Below are 25751 nucleotides of genomic sequence, written 5' to 3'. Positions count from 1 at the left end.
GGCTTCAACCGGAACCAGCATCACAACTTTGCCAGTGGCTCATACGCGTGTTCCTGGATGTCGGAAAGGCGTGAGGCGTGCACTTGGCCGCTGAGCCCATAGAATTTCTGGAAGCTCATGATCAGCGGCATCCATTTGTCCGGGTCGATTCTGTTGGCGTGACCTTCCATGAGCAGATCGGGGTGGACGTGCACGCGCGTGACGCGAACCTCGATCAGGCTCAGCACGCCGCGTAACGCGTCGCTGTCTTCGCCCATTCCATGAGCGGCCGCGACAACGGCTTCAAACTGGAGTGGGCATTCCAGCGCTCGCGGCGCTTCGACGGTGAGGTTGGGAGTGCCGTTTTCGTTAACAGTGCTGACCAGAACAACGGGTGTTCCGAGGTAAAGGATGTGCGGCGCTGTGACAACATGAGGGGTGTGCATGAGCGAGTTGCTCCGTGATTAGGGTGCCTCATGGTGCTGCCTAATTTCGTTCCACCCTTTCCGATTCTTGCGGCGCGAATGCGTTCATCTGAGCGCGGGTGCGCGGTCCCTTCTTATTGAAAAGCCAGCATTCACCGACATCACTGTTCAACCGGCCGCTTGATAAAATCAATCACATGAGTAGATAACGTGTCGTAATCATCATTGAAATGATGGTTGCCGGCGATCCCTAATATGTTCCCGACGGCGGTGGTGTCGGTGCATCCGCTCTTGCGTGCCTCCTCCGAGCCATACACGCAGAACACTTTATTCGCCGGCAACCGCGCCATTTCCGGCCCGGTTGGGTATTTGCCGGTGTCTTTGCCCATCATGCCTTCGATGCGGATCTCGAAGTTTGCACTGCGCGCAAATGACAGGAGCACAAGACTTTTGATATCGGCTTGGTCTTTCGTCGGTAAGCGGTTGTAGAGTGCGGGAATCACGTCAGCGCCGAATGAATAGCCCGCAATAATGAAATGTTTGATCCCCCATTTCTGGCGATAGTGATCCATCAGTTGTGCCAGTTCAGCCGCACTTTGTTCCGGACTTTTGAAGTCCCAATAATATTCGAGCGCATCTATACCGACCACGGCGATGTCGGCGTCCGACAGATGTTCCGACACTTGCTTATCCAGCCCCCGCCAGCCGCCATCGCCCGAATAAAACAACGTCAGTGTGTCGCTCTGATGGGCAGCGGGCAATTCGATCAACGGAAGTTTATTCAGAATGTTCAATTCTGGAATATTCAGGATCGCATGCCGCAAATACGTCTCCAGTTCTTCTGATATGACTGCTTTAGGCGTTAGCGGGGTGGTGACATGCGTGGCCACTCCGTTCTCCCAAATGGTGAGCTTGTTCGACGTCAGGTTGTGCCATGTTCCTTTTGACGGAAGCACAGTGGTCGGATCCGCGCAGACTTCCTTGCTCGCCTCGCCAATGCTGTCGGTGGTCAACGAAACAGCAACGGCCCGTTCGTTTTTCTGTAGGGACAACCAGCGCTGCGCCAACATGGCCTCTTCATCGAGGCCGACGACAATGTCTGCCGAGGGTGCAAAGCGACGCAGCGATTCGTCGAAGTTGCGAAGAGCCTGCAAACAATCGGTCGGCGAAAGTTCGATTTTCACGATAGTGGCAGACGCATCGAAGCTCAGTTTACGCAGGCGCTTGGTGCTTAGATCGTTGTCGACCGGAACTGCGATGACGATGGTTTTTTTCGAGACATTGGGCACGAACAGCGTCAGCGTTGAGGCGCCGCCCAAATCATGGGTCTGTATCGTAGGCAGTACCCGCGGCAGCATGGCCCTGCGGGCTTTTCGTTCAACCACGGATTGAGAATGAAGAATCCAGGCGGACGCCAGAGCGACGATCACGAGAGCAATCAGCAGGCAGTGTTTACGTTTGAGTGGAAGTAAGGGCGTTTTGATTGCGTGCATTGTGATTGTTCTGGAAGGCGCTCAGCGTCCGGTATCGCGAGGACACCTCTAACGGTTTGTGTATGAAGGGGTAAGTAGCGAATCAGTCGCTCAACCGCCGCGATGCGCTCGAAAAGTTGAACGCCACTCACTGTATTCCGTATCGGCTGTCTGAACGCTGACGAAGCGGAGTTCTCGAAGCGTGGGTACAAAAAAGCCACCCGAAAAGTGGCTCTTAGGGTGATAAAGGAATCTGCTGCGAAATGGCGCTACCCTGTCAGCTCGTCACATTCAGAGTGGCGAAAACGCCTTAAGCGACCTGATGCGCGGAGGTGTCGCGAACATGTCCTTTGGCTGTCTTGCCCGCTTGCTGCACTGCCCACTTCATGAACTCAACGATGGCCCACTCTTCGCGTCGCTCGTTGGCGCAATACACGAAATAGTCGAATTTCAATTCGGAAGTCGTGTTAGTCACCTGCACCAGGCGTTTGGACTTCAAGGCTTCTGAGGCGAAGACATTGTTGACCAATGCGATACCCTGTCCCGCGCAAGCCGCACTTATCAACAGGGACTCATCGCCATAACTCGACCCCTGGATCATCTTGCGGTTGCCGACACCAAATGCATTCATCCACACCTTCCAGTAGTTGCGCTCAGTATCCTGGAGCAGTGGATAAGTCAGACAGTCCTGGGGACTTTCAATGTTGCGTTGCTTGCCAAGCAGGTGCGGGCTGCACACTGGAATCAGATAAGACGACCATAGACGGGTGGCGTGGTTCTCGGGGCTGCTGGCTACTTCGCGCTGGATGGAGATATCCACATGGCCGTGCTTGAGGTCGGAGAGGCCATTGCAGATCTGGATCGAAATCTCGATGGTCGGACAGCGCTCTTTGAAATCGCCCAGCGCCGGGATCAACCAGGCGCTGGCGATGGTGGATGTGGTGCTGATGGCCAAGCGGGTCTTGCGAGGCTGTCTCAGGGCTGCACCGGACCAGGCTTTATCGATGACGTCGAACGTGTCGGACAACTCATCGAACAGGCTCCGACCACTGGTGGTGAGTTGGATGCCCTTGGCATCGCGCTCAAACAGGCGCTTTCCAATTTGATCTTCCAGGCCTTTGATCTGCTGGCTGACCGCGGCGGGGGACACACACAGGTGATCAGCGGCACGTTTCATACTGCCAACCTTGCACACCTCCACGAAGGTGCGCAGCGCAATCAGGGGGATCGCTCTGCTCATTGTGTTGACTCCAACCGAATGCCGTAGCGCGAGGGCTGCGGAGTGAATGCGTGTAGGAGTGATGCCATGTCAGTCGTTCCAGAACGTGCTTGATGCCCAGACCCGCCGTGCACGTGGCAAAAACCGGACGCAATGGGACCTGTCTGGCAAGTGCCACCAGACCGTTTCGTTACAGGTTCAGCTGTGGATAAGTGTTGAATCAGGTGGTGGCAGGGCTGTCATTGGCCTTGCGGGCGGCTCTGGGCTTGCTCTTGCTGAGCACAAACCACACCGCCAGGCAGATGAGCCCGCCGCCATACAAGTGGCCTGCGGACAGGTGCTCGTCCAGGAACATAACGCCCCACAGCACGCCAAACGGCGGGATTAGAAAGGTGACCGTCAGTGAGCGGACCGGGCCGATGTCAGCGATCAGGCGGAAATACAGAATGTAAGCGCAGGCAGTGCACACGAAGCCTACCGCGAGCAGCGCCAACCAGACGGTCGAGTCCCCCCAACTGGCGGGCGGGTTGACGGTGGCCGAGATACCGAAGAACGGCGCAAGAAACAGCGTGGCGCCGATTTGACTACCGAAGGCGACAAGCTTGGCGTCGAGGCCGCCCTTGTCTGCGATCCATTGCCGGGTGAGAAATCCTGCCGCGCCGTAGCAACTGGTCGCAACGAGACAGGCCAGCGCACCCATGACCACCGTGCTGGTGAAGCTCACGGGGCCGGTGGTCGTCAGTAAGGTAATCCCCATCAAGCCCACCAATACACCCGCTGCTTTTTTCGGGGTCAGCGTGTCATTGAAAAACATCGAACCGATCACTACGCCCATTAACGGCGTCGTGGCGTTGAGAATTGCGGAATAACCTGCAGGCAGTAACAACGCCGCCATGCTGTACATCAAAAACGGGATACCCGAGTTAATGACGCCCAGCACCAGTGTCGCTCCGAGTTTGCCTTGAAAGTCGTGACGGGTTTTAAACATCGCGAGAATCACGAATAGCCCGACGGCAGCAATCAAGACGCGGAAGAATGCCGTGGGCAATGCGCCCAACACCGGAGCGGCCACTCGCATGAACAGAAAGCTTGCTCCCCATAACGCCGCGAGGAGAAGCAGTCGAACATAATCAGATGGACGCATGGCACTTCCTTCCCAAATCCAATGCTTGAAACGGACGGCGCGAACGTGGATTGACGCTCGTCGAGCCGGGGTGTGATGATTTGAGCAGTGTCCCAAGCCATGCTCAAGCGAGCTTTTCTAACGTGCATTAGATTTTCTTAACTAAGGAATGGCATGAAATTCCCGCCTCTGTACGCCTTGCTCTGCTTTGAAGCAACGGGGCGTCACGCCAGCATGAAGAGCGCGGCGGGCGAGCTCTTCGTCACTCCTGCGGCGATCAGCCAGCAGATCGCCAAACTTGAAAAAGCGGTGGGCGTGACGCTGTTTATCCGCAACGCCAAGCGGCTGGAATTGACGCCCGAAGGCAAGATTTACCTGCGCGCCATCCGTCCGGCATTGGGTCAGATCTCTGACGCGACTCAGCGGCTGATGAGCGACAACGGCCCCAACACCATCACCGTCAGTTGTACCAGTGGCTTTGCGATGCAATGGTTGCTACCGCGTTTGCCGGATTTTCAAGCGATCTGCCCTGGCATTGAAGTGTTGATCAGTACCACCAACCGGCTCGTCGACCTGTTAGGCGACGGCGTGGATTTTGCCGTGCGCCATGGCCTTGGCCGTTATCCAGGTCTGGAAGTCGAGATGCTGATCAACGACCGTTTGCAGCCCGTGTGCGCGCCCAGTCTGCTGCCTGAATCACGTTTTTTGTCGTCGCCCATCGACCTCAAAAATTACACCCTCTTGCACGACGAACACCGCGAAGACTGGGCGTTGTGGCTCCGGGCAGTGGGCATCGAGGACGCTGAGGCAGCAGTGCACAAGGGCTCGGTGTTCGTGGATTCCAACGGGGTCATCGAGGCGGCCCTTGCCGGAATGGGCATTGCGTTGGTACGTCGCTCTCTGGTGCGCGAAGAGCTGGCGGCGGGTCGGCTTGTGGTGCCATTTCGCGCGACCATCGACACGCCTATCGCGTATTACCTGGTTTACGACGAAACCGCCATTCTCCCGAAATCGAGCCGCCAGTTTCGGGACTGGCTGGTGTCTCAAGCCATTGCCAGCCAGCGGGAATTCACAACGCGTTGACGCGTAGCTGCTGCAGAGGGCGCCCAGATTCGAACGCTTCGAATACGCCGCATTTGCGCCTCGGCCGCAAGCGTAGGAGCGGGCTTGCCTGCGATCGGCTGCGCAGCAGTCGTAAACCCTGCCGACGCAATTTGCCTGGCGCAACGAATGTTTCCTTAGCGTTCTTCTGTCTTTTTTTGCTTGTTATTTAGGCCGACAGTTAAGTCCTGCTTTAGCGTTCATGATTCAAATACTCTTTGCCCAATAGTCCGGTAAACACTTGATAAATCTCATGATTAAGCAAAGTTGAGTTAAGTCAAACTTAACCGCTGATTGCGTATTTCTTGTTTGCTCCAGTGCTCGATTTTCTTCAGCTTATTCCTCAACTCAACGGCCTTTTCAGACACAGACCTGGGCCGGCAAAACAACGAGCAAGGATGCTCCGGGTTGAAGGAGACACTTCATGACAGATTTTCAAATATTCCGTCCCATGGCGTGGGACAAACTGGTTCATGAATATGATCTGGATGGGTCGCGGCTGTTGCCGTGGAATGGTTACCCGACCCCGATTGGCGGCGGTTGGTGTGTTGTTCGTCCCGGCACCCAATCCCTGTCCCACACTCAGATCGATCAAGAGTTTTTCATTGGCATCAAGGGCACTGCCAAGTTAGTCGTTGGCGACCAGACGTACCCCTTCACCATGGGCGATATCGCTGCCATTCCGAAACACACCGACCATTACGTCCTCAATGACACCGACGAAGATTTCCACTTTTACGTGGTCTGGTGGGACCGTGATTCGGCCAATCGCTTTCTTGACGAAGATGCCCAACAAGCCGTCGCGCTGAACGAGTTCGCGCTGCAGAAGGCGACGATTCATGACGTGTCCGATCAGAGGGCTTCGTAATGGGCAAGCTCCTGGTGACGATCACCCCACCAACCCCCAATGGCGACCTGCACATCGGTCATATGGCCGGTCCGTTTCTGGCAGCTGACATCTACACCCGCGCGCAACGCCAGCGCGGTCACGATTGCACGCTGGTTTCCTATTCCGACGACTATCAGTCCTACATGCTTCGTCGTGGCATCGAACTGGATCGGGCACCCCAGGAATTGGCGCTGGAAAACACCGACAAGATCAACGACACCCTGAAAAAAATGGGCATCGAAGTCGATTTCTGGATGCGCCCGTACCGCAACAACTACTTCAAGAAAGCCGTGGAAGAGACCTACGAATCCGCGGTGAAGGCCGGGGCCATTTACAAGAAAGTCAGCCAGGAGCCCTACTGCGAACAGTGCGACAAGTGGGGCTATGAAGCGTTCGGGCGAGGCAATTGCGATCACTGCGGTTCCGACTCCGACGCCAGCCAGTGCGAAGAGTGCGCTCACACCCCCAATGCGTCGAAGATGACCGCATTTCGCTGCAAACTCTGCTCGTCGCCCATGATCTGGCGGCCTGTGGAGCGTGAGTTCCTGGCATTGTCCAACTTCCGCAGCCACCTCAAGAACACCTTCGAACACGCGCCGTTGCGTCCCTTCATTCGTCGCTTCCTCAACGAAGAATTCGAGCTCGGTCCGGTGGATTGGGGCATCACTCGTCCTCACGACGGGGGCTTGGACCTCAAGCCCGACGGCAGCCGCCGTATCCACACCTGGGTGATGGGCCTGTCGGGTTATCTGGGCGCATTTCGCGAATACCTCAACGAACACAAGCACGCCCCTTGGGAGTACGACGAGTACTGCCGTTCGGGAAAAGGTCGGCTGGTGCATTTTCTCGGCTACGACTGTGCGTTCAGCCACATGATGGTCTACCCGGCGCTGCTGCAAACCATGCACGGTTACCGGATGCGGCAGACGTTCTACACCAACCAGTTCCTGACGCTGAATGGCAAAAACCTTTCGACCAGTCGTAACTACGCCATCTGGGCGCGGGACCTGGTGGCCGAAGCCTGCACCGACAGTGCCCGGTTTTATCTGGCATTGATCGCACCGGAACAGGACACCGACGACTTCGACGTCGAAAAATTTGCCGCCTGGCGCGAGCAAACTTTCAACGAGGTGCTGGCCAAGCTGGCGGCGCAGGCCGAGCGGGAACGGGTCGATGGCGATAGCTTGAAAGTCGCGTCAGCCGATGCCGCAGCCATCAAACTGCTGGTCGCGCGCTGGTTTGAAGTGACCTCGGTGGATCACTTCAGCATGAAAGGCCTCGCTGTGTTGCTCAGCGACGTGATTAATGCGGCCCGTGATCGACAACTCCTGGGCAAACGCATCTTGCCGTACATGGCGCTGATCGGCGCCATTGGCGCGCCGGTTTTCCCCGACCTCGCCAAACAGATCCTGCGCTACTGCCGTTTCACCGAGAACGAAGTGTTCCAGCAACTGGTGTACGTCAGCGCCGTTGAGTACGAGATCTGATCAGGAGACGCTGATGAAGACGTCATTCGATGTGATCGTGGTCGGCGCAGGAGTGATGGGTGCGTCGATTGCCGCCGCGCTGGTGGAAAGTGGCCTCGACGTTGCGCTGATGGAAAAGGGCATCGGCGGCGGACAAGGGGCGACGCGTGATACGGGCGGCATCGTTCGTGCCCTTGAGCTGGATCCGGCATTACGCCCACTGACCCGACGCGACGCGCACCATGGCTCGACCGGAATCGTGCACGCCTTGTTCGAGCAGGCGTTGAAACGCACCGGAGTGGCCTACATCGCCAGCGCTGAGATCTGTGGCCGGTATCTGGACGCCATGGGCACGCAGAACGTCGAACTGCATGCGTCGGTGAACGCACTGGATAACGGCCGATTCGTCCCCTTTTGCACTGACGAATGCCTGCTCATCGAACGCGATGGCGGCAGGGTGGACGCCTTGTCAGCAGTGTCGAGTCTGTGCCGTTACATCAGTGAGAAAGCAACGTTTCTCGATCATCTGGCGGTGGATCGCTGTGTCGAATGCGACGGTTTCGTTGAGGTGCATGCGGGCAAGCTGTGCCTTGAGGCTACGTGGGTCGTCGACGCCTGCGGTGCTGATGGCCCGCTGCCGAGGCCGCCGGGCGCGGTGCATGCGCGCACCATTCCCTTCACCCGAGTGAGCTGCGACGAAGCCCCGAGCATGCCGGTCATCGCGCATCATTTGAATACCTATTTACTGCCCTTGGGACGCACGTTGATGCAAGTGGGCGGGCAGCGCCGTCATCGCGCGCAGCATGCGAGCCAGTTGAATCTGTCCGTCATGGACAATGAACAGGACGTGATGACGCAGGTGGCGAAGCTGGGTTTCGACCCGCAACACAGTCGTCCGGTGGTGACGCAAGTCGCTTGGGACGCGTACACCGATGACGGCCGGCCGCTGATCGGTCGCGCCCATGCGAACAGCCATCTCTATCTGGCCACTGGATTCTGCGGAATAGGCTTCAAGATGGCGCCGAGCGTGGCCGAGCTTCTGGCGTTCGAACTGTGTGGGTTGACGGCGGGGGTCGCCATGGACGCTGACCATCGCTCGATCATGAAAGCCTTCTGCCCTGGCCGGTTCACCGAGGTGGCGTTGTCATGATGCGCCTGGGCATCTGCGCGGCGCTGGACGTCGGCGCCACCTTGCACGCCCGTAGCTTTCTGCGCGGGGTTTACCTGTCCAGCCATTTGTTCAGCCATGTTCGGCGAGCGCGGCATCTCTATGCGGACGATGGCGCGTCAGCGGACGGCGGGCGTGCGGCGGCCAGGCATTTCATCGACGCGGGGGTAGATGCGGTTATCGGCCATTTCGCGTCTGAATCCGCCGCGGCGGTCGTGGAAACTTATGCACAGGCCGGCATCCCCCTTATCCTCCCGGCCTCGACCGCCGCGGCGCTGACCCTGGACGGCAGCACTACGTTCAGGGTCTGTGCTTCGGACCGCTTGTTGGCCAAGCGACTGCTGGACTTCGCGGCGAATCAGGGACTCTGCACGCTGGCGTTGTTCGCCGATCCCAGCCTTCATGGTCAGCGCCAGATGCAGGAACTCTACGACGCCGCGATGTTATCCACAGTGCGCGTGGTGCGAAACATGGCTGAAGCAGATGCCGTGGTGTTTTGTGGGCGGCTGAAAGCCAGTCGCCAGTTCCTTGTGGAAAACCGCCTGTCCGGCTGTGGATTACCGCTGTTCTTCACTGACGACGCGGCCTCACCCGCATTGGTCAGTGGGTTGTCGCAGACCGGCACTGTGTACGTGGTCAGCTTTCCTGTTGCCAGCGACCTGCCTGAAGCCTTGTCGGCCGATCTCGCCTATCAGCGCATTTATGGCGAGTCGGCGCCGGTTTATGCCATCGAGACACTCGCCGCGTTTTCACTGGTCGACCTTGCCGCCCGCCAACGTCGCAGCTTGCTGGATGCGCTGCGTGTCGATGAGTTTTCCACACCTGCAGGCCCCATCCGTTTCAGCGATGGGGAAAACGATCACGCCCGGGTTGCGCTTTGGGTCTACGCCGACCAGCGCCTCCACGAACGACGACTGTTGTGTTGAATCGGGCCGCTTTCGGCTCGCCACGTCTTTGAACCTTTCAGGAAGAACCACCATGAATCAGTTTGAAATCGAGGGTACGCGACAAGAGCTGGACGTCGTGTCGGTTGGCTTCGGTCCCGCCGGTATCGCACTGGCCTGTGCGCTTGAGGATGAAGCGGAAGACAACGGCAAAAGGCCGTTTCAGCGCGTGCGCTTTTTCGAGAAAGGCCGCGATTCGACCTGGCACGGCGCCTTTTTGCTGGCGGGCACTGACATCAACCACCACGTATTTCGCGATCTGGTGACGCCGCGCAACCCTCGCAGCCGCTTTTCCTTCGCCATGTACCTCAAGGAAAAAGGGCGGCTGTACAAGTTCGGCCTGTTGGGGCGGCCTGCGAGCCGTGTGGAATGGTCTGACTACATCGGCTGGGTTGCCGCGCAGCTCAAAGACTATGTGTCCTACGAAGAGGGCGTGCTGGATATTCTGCCGGTTGCGGAAAAAGGCATCCTGCGCGCTGTCGATGTGGTCACCGCACAAGGGACCTATCGCACCCAACGACTGGTGCTTTCCCACGGCAGCCTGCCCAACATTCCGGAAGCGTTCAGCCCTCATCTTGGCGGGCGCGTGTTTCACACCTCGCAATACCTGAAGAACATTCATCTCGGCGGCGGACCGATTGCCCAGCGCTGGCTGGTGTTGGGGTCGGGCCAAAGTGCAGGGGAAGCGGTGGCGCATTTGCTCGGTGCCGCGCCGACCACGCAGGTCCATTCGGTGCACAGGGGCATGGGTTTCCGGGTCGGTCAGTTGGGACAGTTTCCTAACATGGCGTTCTTGCCGGACCAGGTCGATTACTTCCATCAGTTAACGCCCGCTCGCCGTAGCAAAGTGTTCGACGAGATTCGTTCGACCAACTACGCGGGCATCGACGCCGATGAAAGTCAGGCGTTGTACTCCTTCATGTACGAAGGCGAAGTCAGCGGTCATCAGCGCTTGAATCTGCACACGTGGTCCAGCGTCGTCTCAGTGGAAAAGGTCGGCGACGCGTATTCCGTCGTGCTGCGTGACAGCAATACCGGACTTGAGACCACGCTCTACGTCGATGGCATCGTCCTCGGTACGGGCTATGAGCAGTTGGCCGTGCCGCCATTACTGACCCTGTTGCAACCCTGGTTGTTGCGGGAGGAGGACGGCAGCCTGGCCGTGGATCGGCATTACCGGGTTGGGCTGCAGCACAGTGAGGGCATGCAGATTCTCGCCAACGGCACCTCGGAGAAAACGCACGGCATCAGCGACGCGCAGTCGTTTTCCATGGTCGCCTTGCGCGCTCAGCAACTGACCGACGCCTTGCTCGCCACACAGCCTCGACAGTTGGCGCCGGTGGTGGCGCATCCTAAGCGCTCGATGGCCGCTCGGGCCGAGGCACGGCCATGAACTTCATCTCGCATATCGTGGGGGATTCGAATTTCGTCCGCCTCAAAGGTTTGGGGTTCGAGAACCTGCACCTCAAGCTCGAGTCCTGCAATCCAGCGGGTTCGATCAAAATGAAAACCGCCATTGGCCTGATCGACTCCTACGCCGAGCGTCGACTTATCCACAAGGACACGGTGTTGATCGAGTCGTCATCGGGCAATCTGGGGGTGGCTTTGGCAATGATTTGCGCAGAGCGCGGTTACAGGTTCTGCTGCGTGGTCGATCCCAACACCAACCTGCACAACATCAAAATGATGGAAGCCTTTGGCGCGCAGATCGTCATCGTCACCGAACGCGACGACAACGACGGCTACCTCGGCACCCGCATCCGTTACATCCGCGACACGGTCGCTCGTGATCCGCGCCACCTCTGGCTCAACCAATACAGCAATCCGGCCAACGCCCGCACCCACGAGCACACCACAGCACGCTCGATTCACATTGCCTTTCCGGCGCTGGATTATCTGGTGGTTGGAGCGGGCACCACGGGAACACTGATGGGCTGTGTGCAGTATTTCCGCAAGCATTCGCCGCGCACCAAGATCATCGCCGTGGACAGCGCAGGTTCGGTCACTTTTGGCCAGGCGCCAGGCAACCGCTTCATCCCCGGCCTGGGTTCGAGCCAGATGCCGCCGATCTTCCGCGCCAATCACCTGCACAAACAGCAAGTCGTCGACGAGCGCGCCACGGTTGCCATGTGCCGGTGGCTGGCCAAGTCCAATGGCGTGCTGGCAGGGGGCTCGACGGGCACAGTGGTCGCAGGCCTGGCCGCGCCTTCACTGGGTATTCCGAAAGATGCGGTGGTAGTGGCGATCTCACCCGACGCGGGCGAGCGTTACCTTGAAACGATCTACAACGACGAGTGGGTCATGCAGAAATTCGGGCGCGCCGAGCTGGCTGCCCTGTCGTCGCAGCCCATCAGCCGCTACCTGAACACCTACGTCCACACCTTCGAAGGGGAAGCGTTGAATGTCTGAATTTCATGTCATCCCGGGCGCCGTGATCAAGGACATTCTCGAACGCCAGGCGCACAACATGGTCGCGCGGATCGAGCAGGTGTACCTGCAACATCACGACGGCCAGACCCTCAATCCGGACAGCTACTTCCTGCGGTTTCCACAGCAGCCGGCCAATCGCATCATTGCCCTTCCGGCGTCGCTGGAAGGCGAAGACCCTGTCGCCGGGATCAAATGGATTTCCAGCTTCCCCGGCAACGTCGCGCAGCAGAAACCTCGCGCTTCGGCGGTGGTGATCCTCAACGATCGCGAAACCGGCTATCCCTACGCTTGTCTTGAAGGCGCACAGATCAGTGCGGTCAGAACGGCGGCGTCGGCAGTGTCAGGCGCTTACTGGCTCAACGGTCAGTCGCGTAAGGCGGGCTCGGTGGGATTCATCGGAGCAGGGGTCATTGCGCGCAACATCGCGCGCATGCTCGCCGTGGAAGGCTGGGAGATTGCGCAGGCCATCGTGCATGACTTCGACGACGCGTCGGCGCTGGCCTTGAAAGGATTCGTCGAGAACGCCGACTTATGCACAGCCCGGACCGGCTCACTGAAGGATGCATTGGCGGCGGACCTGGTGATATTCGCCACTACAGCTGGCGAACCCTATGTGGCGCCGCCCGTGACATTTCGCGCGGGCCAGGTAGTGCTGAACATTTCTCTGCGAGACATCGCCCCGCAATTGCTGCTGGCGGCCAACAACCTTTGCGACGACGTCGAGCATTGCATGAAGGCCAACACTTCGCCGCATCTGGCAGAACAGCTGACCGGCAGCCGCGCATTCATGAACGGCACCCTGGCCGGATTGATCCGCGGCGAAGTCCAGCTTGACCCGAACAAGCCTTCGATCTTCTCGCCCTTTGGTTTGGGTGTGCTGGACCTGGCGCTGAGTAAGTATGTCGTCGACACCGCGCTGGCGGAGTCCCGAGCCGTGGCCATTGATTCATTCTTCGGAGAAACCCTGCGATGGAACTGAGCCCGCTGCTTCGCTTCGACGGATCGTCCTCTGAAACGCCTGCGGTGGATAAGCATGGACAAAAACCGGCTATCAAAATCGGCATCGTAGGCTGTGGCTCTCGGGGGCTCACGGTCCTGGAACGCCTCTGTGCGTTAGCGGGCGAGGCTGAGTCTCGCATCGAAATCAATGTGTTCGAGCCTCGTCGACCCGGGCCGGGCCTCCATTCGATGGACCAGCCTTCGTATCTGATGCTCAACACCGTGGCGTCGCAGATCTCCATGTTTCCCGATCACTCAGCCTTGGGCGGATTGGCCGGTCGGCAAGGGCCGAATTTTTACGAATGGTGCCTGCGATTCAAATCCGCGGAACGTGCTGTGAAACCCAATGAATTCCTGCCCAGGGCTTGGCTAGGGGAATACCTTGCCTGGACCTATGACGAGGTGATTCGGACGTTGCCACAGCAGGTTCAGGTAATTCATCACGCCCGAACTGTGGATAACATCGAACATACCGATTTAGGGCGATTCGAACTGTCCACAGGTATGGAAATCCATACGGTGGACTGGCTTTTGATCACCATCGGCCATGCGGAACACCCAACGATCTCTAGCTCGGCGAACAGACGAACCAGGCGTTTGGATGTTTATCCACAGCCTTATTCGCTTCAGGCAATTTCACCTTATGACACCGTAGGCGTTGAAGGCCTTGGTTTGTCCGCCATGGACGCAGTGGCCGGATTAACCGTCGGCAGAGGCGGGCGTTTTGTGGATGGGCCTGAAGGCCTGCGCTATCAGCCCTCCGGGCAGGAGCCGCAGGTGTTCATGTATGCCCGCAGTGGCCTGCCGTACTGCACGCGGCCTGATATCACCCCTCATCGAGCGAATGCGCCGGCGCTGATTTTCACGCTGTCAGCGGTGGCTGATCTTCGTGCCCGGCACCCCGGTGGCCTGGATTTCGAAACACACGTGCTGCCGCTGATCAAAGCGGAGATGCTGACGCAATACTTCGCAACGGTCGCGATGCTCAGGGGCGACTCGGCCCTGCGCATTCAATCAGAAGTCGTGAGCGCGTTTTTGCGGGGCGAGATAGAAACCAAACATCGCGATCTCGCTGAGCGTTTCCGGGTACCGTTGTTGGACGAGCGTGCGTACAAGCCCTGCAGCCTAAAACCATCTGTGGATAATTATGAGCTGTGGGTGAAAGCATTCATCCAGGAAGATCTACGGGAGAGTGCGCTCGGGCTGGATAACAGCCCCATAAAAGCGGCTTTTGAGGTCTGGAGAAGCTGCCGTGAGCAACTTCGGCGGGTTGTGGATAACGGAGGATTGACCCCTAGCTCCCACTCAGTCTTCTTTGACCACTACGCGCCGCTAGTCAATCGCTTGGTCGCTGGCCCGCAGAAAGAGCGTCATTACGAACTCCTCGCGCTCGCAGAGGCAGGCATCGTTCGATGGTTAAACGGGGCCAACGTGATTCACGACGTCAGAACTGGCGCCGTCTCTGTCAATCTCCCTGAAGGCGAACGGCTCACGTTCGGCATTTGGGTGCGCGCTTACGGCAGCAACAGTCGAAGCACCACCCCCCCGGTGATTATTCGCCAGCTGCGCGACAGTGGAATTATCCACAGTTTGGATAAATTCGGAGGGGGCGTTCAGGTGGATAGTCAGGGTAAAGCTCAGCCCAATCTGTGGATAACAGGCCCTATCGTTGAAGGCGCCACGTATTACAACCATTACGTGCCGTCATCCGGCAGTTATTCACGGGCCTTTGTAGATGCAGATCGCATCGCGCGGGAAATGATAGGGCTGAGTGTTACTGCGTAATGTCGTATATACCCACATAGGCACACACATCTGGCCCGCATGTGGTCACGAGTCGATGTCAACGCTGGCAGTTGCCGACCTTCAAGATGCAAAAAACTGCTGAAGCTCGAATTGTTGTCAGCGTCAGCAAGTCAAAATGGCTTGCCCTTCAGCATTTCAGTGACTTGCTGCTCAATCAGTAACCAATCGGCTGATGCCCTGCAGCGCCCTGCTACCAGGCCCTGAATGAGCTTGAGGTCCTCATTCAGATTCCGCGCAAAAATGGGTTCGTGATGCGCTATTCGATTCCTGAGCAGCCTGACTTTGTTCAGGTCTTCATAGATTCGTTGCCTGTGTTCAGCGACAGTTTCAGAGGCATTCAGATTCGGCATCACTCTTCGTAGATGTACGTTCCAGAGACGATTGTCGTGCCTACGGGTGAACATTTTTTCCCAAAACACAAACTTGAGCTCAGCAATGACCTGCCCCGTCGTTGCAACTTTTTTGCGCACCATTTGAAGATCGCTGATGGCGTCATACCCTGGTCCACCTTGGCGTGGAAGACTGCGTTCGAAGCCTGGGTTCCACGGCCATTGCGAGCCGTGCATTGCACCCAGCGCTTCTGCGACGGCGTTTCTGATGACCACTTCGCAAATGTGCAATGGCACGAGCAGCGCGCCACTTATTCGAGCATTCCACGCATAGAGCTTGAGCGCAGCGGCGGGTTCATACCCTTTAGCTATTGCGTTGGCTTCGTAAGTGGCCATTCTGGCGGGAGATAAGGCGGATTTTACCGCGCACGTTATCGGCATTGACTGAAAAGACCTATATCCATATAGTTTCGCTCACTAGCCACGGGAAACGCGGGTGCAAGCACCTCCCCCCGAGGACAGACGAAGTAAACGGAACCCCGCCTTTTTGGCGGGGTTTCTCGTTTTGCGGGGCGGCATTATACGTGTTCGACGCTGAGCGTCTGAATCTGGATCGCCTGTTCGCTGCACGTCGCGCAGCCGTTCCTGGCAAATAACACCCGGCAGATGCTTTGCAATTCCCCCAAGCCGCCTGGGATGCCGTTTGCCTGATTCAAGCCTGGCCAGCTGTTTCACGAAAACTCATAAAAAAGCCCGCGCTGACGGGGTCAGGCGGGCTGTGGACGGGCAAGAGATTCAGGCGCCGGGGCTCAGCCGGATGATTTTTGGATACTCAGTCAGGCTGACAGGTGCAGTGCAGCGCTCGCCGTTACAGCTCCAACGTTGCTCGCTGTTTACCATTCCCCTGTTCGCAGCCTGCGTATCGAGCACACGCACTGACGCGTTGTTCATGGCCTGAGCACTGATTTGATCTTCCCGAGGACGGCCTGTGGCCCACGCGACGACGATCTTTTCGTGGCCATCGCTGAACGCCAGTTTGTAGACGCCGTCGGCTTGCAGGCTGGCGGCAGGGTCGTATTCGAAATCTTGTAGGTATGGGCTGATCGCCTTCATCACCGAGTAGGCAGGTTTGGCGCTCAGGTCTACTGTGAGCAGGCCGAAGTTATGTTCCTGATCGTCGCGTTTACTGCCGTCATCGATCAGGTCGTACCACCAGATGCCTTTGATGGAGGGCACTGTTCGCGCCAGGAACCAGGCGCGGGCCAGATACGCGGCCTGATGCGCGGCGTCGATGCCGCACCGGCCTTCATGACTCGGCCAGCTCATTTCGGTCAGGTACAGCGGGACGGGCTTGTGCGCCAGGGCGGTGAATCGACGGTCCAGATCGCGCATCCAGTTGATCCAGCTCTCCGGCGTATTACGATCGTTTCCCTCGCAGTGCACATAGGGGTGAAGCGAGATGCCATCAGCATAATCCAACACCCCGGCGGCGATCAGGCGATCAACGAAGCCGCCTTTGATGCCTGCTGTCGTCACAGCACCCGCCAACACTTTGGCCTGTGGGTTGTTTCTGCGGATGATCGGCGCCGCTTCCTTCACAAGGGCGACGTAGTCCTGGCTAAGCCGCGGGTCACGTGGGCCATCTATGTCCCACTCGTTCCAGACTTCGTAGTACTTCACTGGATTGCCTAATTGGCGAGTGAGGTAATCGACGTATTTCAGGTAGGGAATCTTTACTTCGGGCGTGCGTGGTTTGGCATTGCCGTTAAAGGATGTGCCATAGCCCAGGATGACCATCGGTGCCTGATTCAGCGCGTTGGCCTTGGCCAGCCACGCCCGCCAGGGCGGGATGATCTGCAATTGATTGGGCGCAGGCTCGGCCGTGGACCAGAACCCGTCGTCACGCACCGACGTGATGCCCGCAGCACTGGCCAACTCCAGACTGCGCAACGGCTGGTTGGTGTTGTTCATCGAATGGGTGGCGACGCCGACGATGAACGGGTCGGCGGCCAGAACATGGGTAACCGTGAGACACGACAGCAACAACAGGCCTCGGCGGCCAATACTCGACAGGCTCATGCGCACGCATTCCTTGTAGGTTCAGCTAAGGCCCGGCAGGCCGTTCCAGGAGGTTGCTTCAATCGGCTTTGGGGCGGCTGCTTTCACTTGCGACCTCGCCGCCAGTGCATGCCCGATCGCCATGCCGAGGAAGAGGTTCGCCAGCGTCACCTCCAGGGTGTCGGTCGTCCAACTGACGATGCAGATGCAAAAGCTGGTGGCGAGCATTGCCCGGCCATAGCGCGAGGTCAGGTCGGCCAGGGTGAAGAACAGCGGAATGTGCAGCGCGTAGAGAAACAATCCCGCCACACCGAAGGCGGCCCAGAGGTAGACCACGGTGCTGTCCGACACCATGAACAGGTCTGCGCCGACCACCGGAAACGCGGCTACCGAGCTGCCCACCAGGCCGAATCCGGCACCGGTGTAGGCGCGGTCTTCGCCCGCCAGTTCGCGGATCACGTTCGGCCAGGTGTTGATCAGCCGGTCGTAGATCGAAGACAGCGAACTGCCGGTCGAGATCTGGTTGGGGTCGAAGTCGTACATCATCGCCACGAACGGCAACGCCATGCCAAGCAGCACAGCGACCACGATGGCGCCACGGGTGGTCCAGCGAAAACGCGTGATCAGCAGCAGGCCGACAGCCCCTGCGAATGCCAGCACCGGCGCCTTACTGGTGGTGAGGATGACCCCGGCCAGCCCGGCGCCGCAGATCGCGACCGCCAGCATCTTCGAACGCACGGTGGTCATCAGGTACAGGCTGAAAATAGAGATGATGATCGCCAGTGCGCTGGAAATTCGTGCAAACCCGGCAGGCCGGTCGGCGTCTTCGGAAGCCCAGGTCGTGTTGGCGCTGAGTTCGGTTCCGCCGATGCTGTAGCTGTAGCCCTTCCACGGGAGGTCGGTGTACTTGTCCAGCGCAACGCCGGCCAGCGACGCGCCCAATGCAAAGGCCACGGCCCACATGAACAGGCGTTTGTGCTTCATGATCTGGTCACCACACGCCAGCCCGAACAACAACGGACTGATGCCATACAAGGCAAAGGCGAAATTGCCTGCGCCCGCGCCATTGAGCACAGCCCATGCAGACGACAGCAGTAACGCGACGAAGCTCAGCCACACCGCTGGGCCGGCCTTGAACCGGCCCAGTTCCAGGGCGAAGAACAGCAGGCACGCCACTTTCGGCGCATAGAGCAGCACCGAGATGCCTGCTTTGTCGAGGTAGAAGCGCAGGGCGCCGGAAAAGGTTTCGACCAGAATCAGGCTGATCGCGACCAGCACGATGGCCGTCGATTTGTCGAAGGACATGATCGACGGCTTTTCAACGTAAACGGGCGTAGGCGACATCATGGGAACAGCCCCTCGGGAGCGCGGGATCGAAATGAAATGACTGACAAACGTGGCAAGCGTCGTGAATACGCTACCGCCCACCGACGTTGGCATGCGCCGTCGATGAACACGAAAAGTCGCAATATGTAGAGAGCCAAATGGGAGCGAATGCGCGACCAGGCCCCCCTCAAACTGGCGTGACAGGGGATATATCAGCGTCAGATGGGAGGGCTGTCAATGAAATAGTCAAAAATTCGGACAGATATCAAGGACCTTCAAAATCGTGTTTTGTAAGTCTTTGAAATAATTGAGCGTGTAAAAATTGACGCTAATAAACAGAGGAAAAAAATGAGCCAAAGGCGGCGTGCCTATGACTCATTTTCGTTACAGGTCAGTCGGTTTCACGCACTTTGCAGGGCATGGGTACCGGTGCCGAAAAGCGCGAGCCTGACTCGGCCCCGGAGACTCGTGGATCGAAACTTGGGCTGGAATCAGGTGTATTTACGCTTGTCTGGCGCAGGCGGGTAATACTGGTACAGCCACGTCTCGCTTAATGTCCGGTCGCCGGTCTTGATGAACATGCGCATCTCCACCGGCTCGACCGAATCGCTGGTCGGGTACCAGTCGAAGCTGACGCGGAAGCCTTTGATATCCGGCAACACCAGCACGTTGAAGTCCTGAACCTTGCCATTGGAGACCGTGACCACCGGTTCGATGGCCGAGCCTTCCGGCAGCCGGTCGATGCCGCCGCCATTGAAGTCCACTGCGAAGCGGCGTGCCCACACGTCGGGGTAATGCTCGCCGGGGGCCCAGCCTTCGATAAAACCGCCCATGCCTGATCGAGTTGCATGAACCTGAGCCAGCGGCGTACCCACCGGCGGCAGTGGGCTCCAATACAACTTGTAGCCATAGTTCATCGACATGCCGGCCTTGATAGGCACCTTCGGGTTCCAGAAGGCGACGATGTTATCCAGCGTTTCGCCCGTGGTCGGCAGCTCCAACAGATCGATGGACCCCTCGCCCCATGCCGTTGTGGGCTCGACCCACAGGCTCGGGCGGCGGTGGTACCAGTCGACCGTGTCCTGATAGGTCTTGAACTCGTGATCGGTCTGCACCAGGCCAAAACCCTTCGGGTCTTTGTCGGCGAAGGCATTGAACTGGAGCTTCGCCGGGTTGTTCAGCGGGCGGCAGATCCACTCGCCATTGCCGCGCCACATGGACAGGCGGTCCGAATCATGAATTTCCGGGTGAATGGTGTCGCACATGCGGCGCTCGTGGGTGCCACAGCTGAACATGCTGGTCATGGTCGCAATGCCCATCTGCTCGATGTCGGCGCGGGCGTTGATGTGCGCATCGATGTCCATGACCACGCGGTCGGCCTGACAATCGATATCGAATTTGTAGGCGCCGGTTGCGCTCGGCGAATCCAGCAGCGCGTAGACAACGAAGCGGGTGGCGTCCTTGGTCGGCTTCTCGAACCAGAACTTGGTGAAGTCCGGAAATTCTTCCGGCTTGTGGGCGTAGGTGTCGATGGCCAGACCTCGCGCAGACAGACCGTACTGCTTGTTGCTGTCGATGGCGCGGAAATAGCTGGCACCGAGGAACGACAAAATGTCGTTGATCGCGATTTCAGGGGCCTTGAACAGCTTGAAGCCTGCGAAACCCAGATCGCCCTTGAGTTGGGTCTTATCGATGCGGCTGGCTTCGTAGTTGAATAGCTCCGGGCGGAAATGCACCTCACGTGCTTCGTTGCTCGCCGGGTCCACGCTGTACATGCGTACCGGTGTCTTGAAGCCCGCACCAACGTGGAAGAAGTGCACGTCCAGCTGGCCTTTGACGTCATTCCAGAGGGAATGGCCAGCGTCGTATTTAATGGCATTGAACTGCTGAGGCGTCATGTTCGCCAGCGTCGGCGGCAGGTTTTGCTTGGTGCTGACGTAGGCTTTGCCGGCCATTTGTTTGGCGAGGTCTTGCAAGGTGTTGAAGTCGAAATGTTCGATGTCGCCATCTGCTGCCGCCGCCAGGGCACGTGCTGCATAAAGACCCGTGGCTGGCAGCGCGCTATAGGCTGCCAGCGCCATGGAAGCTTTCAGTAGATTCCTGCGATTCATAAGGTGAAGCCTCTGAAGAAATGCTGTGCCTTCCTGCACAAGAAGTGCGCTTTCCCAATCCTTGCCGAACGCAAATTACCAACAAACAGATAACAATCTCGGCATCTTGTTCGCAAAAAGACAAAAAATCGTGTCAGAGGACTACCTGTGAGCCTTCGCAGTGTTGCTGGTAGTGTCCAAACGTCAGGTGATCACGACTTCTGGATAAACGCCACACTCCTACAAAGTCCACGCTGTTTTGGCTTACGCCTGCGTCGTATGCCCACCCACGCCCATCGCAGCCTGGCGCAGTGCCTCGGAACGCGTCGGATGGGGATGACAGGTCAGCGCGATATCTTCCGCCGACGCGGCAAACTCCATCGCCACGCAATACTCGGCAATCATCTCGCTGACGCTCGGGCCTACCAAATGCACGCCAAGAATCTCGTCAGTCTTCTCATCTGCCAGCACCTTGGCGAAGCCATCGCCCTCGTGATTGACCTTGGCCCGGCTGTTGGCGCTGAACGGGAATTTGCCCACTTTGTAGGCGCGGCCTTCCTCCTTGAGCTGTTCCTCGGTTTTACCGACGCTGGCCAATTCCGGCCAGGTGTAAATCACGTTGGGAATCAGGTTGTAATTCAGCTCGCCTTTCTTGCCAACGATGCGCTCGACGCAGACACCAGCCTCGTCCTCAGCTTTGTGCGCCAGCATCGGACCTGAGGTCACGTCGCCAATCACCCAAATACCGTCCACCGACGTGCGATGGCCCTTGTTGGCCAACACGCCGCGCTTATCGACTTCCAACCCGACGGTTTCCAACCCAAGGCCTTTCGTCACGGGACGTCGGCCGATGGACACCAGCACGTAATCCGCTTCGATCACCTCGGCCTCGCCGCCCGTCGCAGGTTCCACCGTCAGGCTCACACCCGTGTCACTGGCGACGGCGGAAGTCACTTTGGAACTGAGTTTGAAATTCATGCCCTGACGCGACAGCGAACGGTGCAGCGTTTTGCCGGTTTCCAGATCCGAACCATGGGCCACATGATCGAGGAATTCGACGACCGTGACCTTGGCCCCCAGACGACGCCAGACCGAGCCCAGTTCGAGGCCGATTACGCCCGCGCCGATGACCACCAGATGCTTGGGCACCTCGCTCAGGGACAGCGCGCCGGTCGAGTCAAGGATGCGTTTGTTGTCGATGGTCACGCCTGGCAACGGCGTCGGTTCGGAACCCGTCGCGATGATGATGTCCTTGGCGGTCAGCTCGGTTTCCGTGCCATCGGCTGCGGTGACGATCACTTTGCCCGGTCCCGCCAGACGCCCCCAGCCCTTGATCCATTCGGCTTTGTATTTGCGAAACAGAAACTCGATGCCTTTGGTCAGTCCCGTCACGCTCTCGACCTTCTGCGCCATCATCTGTGCCAGATTCAGGGTTGGCGTGACTTCGATGCCCAGTTTCTTGAACTCATCGCCCGTTGCTGCTTCGTACAGCTCGGAGGCATGTAGCAGCGACTTGGATGGGATGCATCCTACGTTCAGGCAAGTGCCGCCCAATGTCTCACGGCCTTCGATGCAGGCGACTTTCAAACCTTTCTGTCCGGCGTGGATGGCCGCGTTGTAGCCGCCTGGGCCGCCGCCAATAATGACAACGTCGTACTGACTCATGAGCGTACTCCTGAATGAAGAAATGACAGTGCAAGCAAGCGTAGACCGCTCTTCGCGAATGTCCCGAGAGACCGACCTGCGTAAAAATTATGCTCGTAATATCTGCTTATGAAGCAGTTGAGGTCAAGCCAGGGCTTTTACAAGACCTGAATGGTATTTGTCCGTAGATCCTCTGCGGTCTTCATCACAGCGTATCTACCTATAAGCCCGACAACCGCAAAAGGGCTGTGGATAAGCTGTTGAAGATCTGTGTGTAAACCTGTTGAAACACTTCGCCTACTCTTGTGCCTAAATGGTGACAGGGGTCGGGACCGCCGGTTTCGTGACCTCCGCCACGGCACCACGAATGCGCCTGACGATGGTCACCAACAGCAGAATGACGATGAGGGCGAGGGTGATGTTGATCGGCGCGGTGAGGACGTGTTCCGAGGCGATCGCTATTCCGAAAACGCCAAAACAGAGCATCCGTGCATGACTTCCCATAGGACCGTCTCGGTGGCGAGAGGCGTTGATCAGAGGCCCCAGTAAACCTGCAAACTCACTCAGAACGGCCAGCAGCGTAACGCTCAACACCAACAGCACACTCACTTTCGGGATCACTGCAAACGGCAGGAATAGAGCGGTTTCGGCCACCACACGGCTCAGTTCGTTTGCACACGTGCCGAGTTTTGAATGCTGCCCGAATTCAGTCACCAGTAACGCTTCGATTGCGTTGAACAGCATGCGCACCAGCATCCAGATCGGGATCAGCAGGAAGATCGGCGGGTACGCAGCGAACGCGGCCACAAGGACCCCGACCGCCACTGAGATCAACCCCGCGCAGGACGTTACATGAATGGCGCGCACGCCGTCATCGAACAGAACCTTCGCCCCTGGGTGCAGAATTTTAAGCAGCGAACTTTTGAGTGTGGTCAGCATGATCGCGGGCCGCTCCCCTGTGGATAACTTTGGGGGAGCATAGTGCATGTTTGAGATCACCCTGACACCGTAAATCCTGTGTGTCCGCTGGAGCACCGTGCTCATCAGGCTGATTCAGAAAGCCGCATGTGAGGGCAAATATGCTTATACAGAGAGGCGCTCCCGATATCACCATTGGCCGCTAACCTGTCAACTGGCTGTCTGAGTGAATAATTCCTCATGCACGAGCGTTGTGATCGGACAAAAATTTCACGACTTCTGTTATATCGTAACGCCCCGTTAAACGGTGTTTCGGGATGCGTATCCCACGACGTGGACAGGCAAAGGTAATGACTACAGCATTCAGTAAGGTGTGGAGTGTCGATGCGGGTTGATCTGGATGTTGAAGGTGCAACGCCTGCAAGTCTGCCACGGTTTCAGCGCGCGAGTTTCCACGCTCGGCGCCTGTCGCGACTGACCTACGTGCTGGGCGCAATAGGCGTGATCGGCCTGGTGCTTTCGCTGTTCGTTGACCTGTTTTCCCCCAATTCCCTATGGACCGCCGTGCTGACCAACAGCGCCGCGAGCTTGTTGGTGCTGGCGTCGGCCATGCAGTCGGCGCAGGTGGTGGCCTTGTGGCGTGCCCGTGTCATCGCGCCGGACGAAGTGGCGGTGGTGACCGACGAAGACGTTGTTGCCGACGAGCAGGGCTGGTACGACCGTTTGCTCGGTCGCATCGGCGGGGCAGGCACCTCGATGGTCGGTCAGATCGGCGCGCCGGTGTTCTGGCTCGCGGGCTGGTCCTTGCTGGCGCTGATTGCCATTTCGATGATCTGGAACCTTGGCCTCGTCGGCACCCACGTTGGCCTGACCGGCAGCGTGGTGGGCGGTGTGTTGATGCTCATCGGCTTTGGTCTGTTGGTGCTGGAGCGTCAGTTCAGCAACGAGTCCGAGGCGTCCTGGCCCGAGGCCGAACAATTGGCGCAGATCGCACGCATGGCCATCGGCACATTGCTGATCGCAGCGCTCTGTCTGTTCTTCTCGTCTGTCGAGCGGGTCTGGCCTGCGCGTCTGGCGGTGTTGATCGGGCTGTTGCCGGGGCTGGTCGCGGTGGAATTGTTGATCCGTGCATTGCTGTCGGTCTTCAGCCCGCGCAACGAGCGTCTTGAGCCGCGTCTGGTCGCCAGCAGGTTTGCTGCCGGTCTCCTGCGCTGGCCGCCGCGGCCGCTGACTGCGCTGCAGAACGAATTGCACAACCGCTTCGGCATCGACCTGCGGCAGATCTGGGCGTTTACCTACATGCGCCGGGCCTTCTTTCCGGTTTTGGCGGTGATCGTCGCCTTGGGCTGGGCATTGAGTGGCGTGCACGAGATTCCTATGCAGGGCCGCGGCATATACGAGCGCTTCGGCAAACCGGTCGAAGTCATGGGGCCGGGTCTGCACGCGGGGTTGCCGTGGCCGTTCGGGACCGTGTTGCCGGTGGAAAATGGCGTCGTCCATGAGTTGGCGACCAGCGTTTCCGAGGGCGCCAACGCCAAAAACAAAGACGCGGAACAGACCCGCGATCCAGCAGAAGGCCCGCCGCCTGCCGTGGCCAACCGACTGTGGGACGCGACCCACATCAACGACAAATCCCAGGTGATTGCCAGCGGTTCGGGCGACAAGCAGAGCTTCCAGATCGTCAACATGGACGTGCGCTTCGTCTACCGCATCGGTCTCGACGACCAGGCCGCTATGGCCGCGACCTACAACAGCGCCGACATTCCAAGCCTGATTCGCAGCACCGCCAGCCGCGTGCTGGTGCATGATTTCGCCTCGCGGACCCTCGATGAATTGCTCGGCGAACAGCGCACCGATCTGGCCGCCGACATTGGCACAGCCGTGGCGCGGGACCTGAAGAAACTCGACAGCGGCGTGGAAATCCTTGCGACGGTCGTCGAATCGATTCACCCACCGGCCGGTGCTGCCAACGCGTATCACGCCGTTCAGGCCGCGCAGATCAGCGCTCAGGCGCTCATCTCCCGCGAACGCGGCGCTGCCGCCGATCAAGCCAACCTGGCGCAGTTGCACGCCAGCGTGGCGCACGATCAAGCCGCCGCCACGTCCCGCGAAGTCATGGCGACTGCCCAAAGCGCGGACCTGCGTTTCAGCGCCGAACAACAAGGCTATACCAAGGCCGGTCAGGCGTTTTTGCTGGAGCAGTACCTGAGCCAACTGACACTGGGCATGACCCACGCCAAATTGCTGGTTCTGGATCATCGACTGGGCGGCAGCAGCGCACCCACTATCGATCTGCGTTCTTTCACTCTCCCGGTCGACCCTGCGGCGTCGCCAAAGTCGGCTGAACAGCCAATGGCTGAATAAG

General features: G+C 58.5%; 20 protein-coding genes. 10 read left to right on the top strand and 10 right to left on the bottom strand.

Annotated features, from left to right (window positions below; all coding sequences use genetic code 11):
• Positions 1-20 precede the first annotated feature (20 nt).
• The 4 genes from B3N48_RS14455 to B3N48_RS14440 form a co-directional block, all read right to left on the bottom strand.
• Complete coding sequence (locus B3N48_RS14455) at positions 21-425, bottom strand: hypothetical protein (protein ID WP_296184785.1); 405 nt, start codon at positions 423-425, stop codon at positions 21-23.
• 140 nt (positions 426-565) lie between these two features.
• Positions 566-1897, bottom strand: a complete 1332-nt coding sequence (locus B3N48_RS14450) for a virulence factor family protein (protein WP_296184784.1) — start codon at positions 1895-1897, stop codon at positions 566-568.
• A 289-nt stretch (positions 1898-2186) separates the two neighbouring features.
• Positions 2187-3116 (bottom strand): LysR substrate-binding domain-containing protein, encoded by a 930-nt coding sequence (locus B3N48_RS14445; protein WP_296184782.1) that lies wholly within the window; start codon positions 3114-3116, stop codon positions 2187-2189.
• A 199-nt stretch (positions 3117-3315) separates the two neighbouring features.
• Positions 3316-4239 carry a DMT family transporter gene (locus B3N48_RS14440; protein WP_296184780.1) on the bottom strand — a complete coding sequence of 308 codons (924 nt, stop codon included), beginning with the start codon at positions 4237-4239 and terminating at the stop codon, positions 3316-3318.
• A 153-nt stretch (positions 4240-4392) separates the two neighbouring features.
• Between B3N48_RS14440 and gcvA the strand changes: the two genes are divergently transcribed.
• The 9 genes from gcvA (at position 4393) to B3N48_RS14395 (ending at position 15000) form a co-directional block, all read left to right on the top strand.
• Complete coding sequence (gcvA, locus tag B3N48_RS14435) at positions 4393-5301, top strand: transcriptional regulator GcvA (protein ID WP_296184778.1); 909 nt, start codon at positions 4393-4395, stop codon at positions 5299-5301.
• Between the two features lie 442 nt (positions 5302-5743).
• Positions 5744-6187: a cupin domain-containing protein gene (locus B3N48_RS14430; RefSeq protein ID WP_296184776.1), complete on the top strand. Its 444-nt coding sequence runs from the start codon at positions 5744-5746 to the stop codon at positions 6185-6187.
• A complete protein-coding gene (locus B3N48_RS14425; protein ID WP_296184773.1) occupies positions 6187-7695 on the top strand; it encodes a methionine--tRNA ligase in 1509 nt (502 codons plus the stop codon). The genes B3N48_RS14430 and B3N48_RS14425 overlap by 1 nt, the downstream gene beginning before the upstream one ends.
• A gap of 13 nt (positions 7696-7708) precedes the next feature.
• Complete coding sequence (locus B3N48_RS14420; RefSeq protein ID WP_296184771.1) at positions 7709-8824, top strand: NAD(P)/FAD-dependent oxidoreductase; 1116 nt, start codon at positions 7709-7711, stop codon at positions 8822-8824.
• Positions 8821-9768 (top strand): ABC transporter substrate-binding protein, encoded by a 948-nt coding sequence (locus B3N48_RS14415; protein WP_296184769.1) that lies wholly within the window; start codon positions 8821-8823, stop codon positions 9766-9768. Before B3N48_RS14420 ends, B3N48_RS14415 begins: the two co-directional genes overlap by 4 nt.
• A 52-nt stretch (positions 9769-9820) precedes the next feature.
• Entirely contained in the window at positions 9821-11179 is a 1359-nt protein-coding gene (locus B3N48_RS14410) for a SidA/IucD/PvdA family monooxygenase (protein ID WP_296184767.1), read from the top strand.
• On the top strand, positions 11176-12195 hold the full coding sequence (sbnA, locus tag B3N48_RS14405) for a 2,3-diaminopropionate biosynthesis protein SbnA (protein ID WP_296184764.1): 1020 nt from the start codon (positions 11176-11178) through the stop codon (positions 12193-12195). Before B3N48_RS14410 ends, sbnA begins: the two co-directional genes overlap by 4 nt.
• On the top strand, positions 12188-13195 hold the full coding sequence (sbnB, locus tag B3N48_RS14400; protein WP_296184762.1) for a 2,3-diaminopropionate biosynthesis protein SbnB: 1008 nt from the start codon (positions 12188-12190) through the stop codon (positions 13193-13195). Before sbnA ends, sbnB begins: the two co-directional genes overlap by 8 nt.
• Positions 13186-15000 carry an FAD/NAD(P)-binding protein gene (locus B3N48_RS14395; RefSeq protein ID WP_296184761.1) on the top strand — a complete coding sequence of 605 codons (1815 nt, stop codon included), beginning with the start codon at positions 13186-13188 and terminating at the stop codon, positions 14998-15000. The genes sbnB and B3N48_RS14395 overlap by 10 nt, the downstream gene beginning before the upstream one ends.
• A gap of 131 nt (positions 15001-15131) precedes the next feature.
• Here the strand turns inward: B3N48_RS14395 and B3N48_RS14390 are convergent, their stop codons facing one another.
• The 6 genes from B3N48_RS14390 to B3N48_RS14365 all read right to left on the bottom strand — a co-directional run bounded on the left by B3N48_RS14390 (position 15132) and on the right by B3N48_RS14365 (position 23512).
• A complete protein-coding gene (locus tag B3N48_RS14390; RefSeq protein WP_296184759.1) occupies positions 15132-15746 on the bottom strand; it encodes a hypothetical protein in 615 nt (204 codons plus the stop codon).
• Between the two features lie 399 nt (positions 15747-16145).
• The gene (locus tag B3N48_RS14385) at positions 16146-17429 is read right to left on the bottom strand and encodes a hypothetical protein (protein ID WP_296184757.1); all 1284 of its coding nucleotides are present in this window, start codon (positions 17427-17429) and stop codon (positions 16146-16148) included.
• 21 nt (positions 17430-17450) lie between these two features.
• Positions 17451-18755, bottom strand: a complete 1305-nt coding sequence (locus B3N48_RS14380) for a hypothetical protein (RefSeq protein ID WP_296184756.1) — start codon at positions 18753-18755, stop codon at positions 17451-17453.
• Positions 18756-19225: 470 nt separating this feature from the next.
• Positions 19226-20845, bottom strand: coding sequence for a glucan biosynthesis protein D (locus tag B3N48_RS14375; RefSeq protein WP_296184753.1), 1620 nt, complete (start codon positions 20843-20845; stop codon positions 19226-19228).
• Between the two features lie 243 nt (positions 20846-21088).
• A complete protein-coding gene (gene lpdA, locus B3N48_RS14370; protein WP_296184752.1) occupies positions 21089-22489 on the bottom strand; it encodes a dihydrolipoyl dehydrogenase in 1401 nt (466 codons plus the stop codon).
• Between the two features lie 288 nt (positions 22490-22777).
• Positions 22778-23512, bottom strand: coding sequence for a CDP-alcohol phosphatidyltransferase family protein (locus B3N48_RS14365; protein ID WP_296184751.1), 735 nt, complete (start codon positions 23510-23512; stop codon positions 22778-22780).
• A gap of 258 nt (positions 23513-23770) precedes the next feature.
• On the opposite strand from B3N48_RS14365, the gene hflK reads away from it, so the two are divergent.
• Positions 23771-25750, top strand: coding sequence for a protease modulator HflK (hflK, locus tag B3N48_RS14360; protein ID WP_296184750.1), 1980 nt, complete (start codon positions 23771-23773; stop codon positions 25748-25750).
• Position 25751 lies beyond the last annotated feature (1 nt).

It is taken from the genome of Pseudomonas sp. UBA1879 (assembly GCF_002338065.1).
Taxonomy (GTDB): domain Bacteria; phylum Pseudomonadota; class Gammaproteobacteria; order Pseudomonadales; family Pseudomonadaceae; genus Aquipseudomonas.
This window is presented reverse-complemented; position numbering and strand designations above follow the sequence as displayed.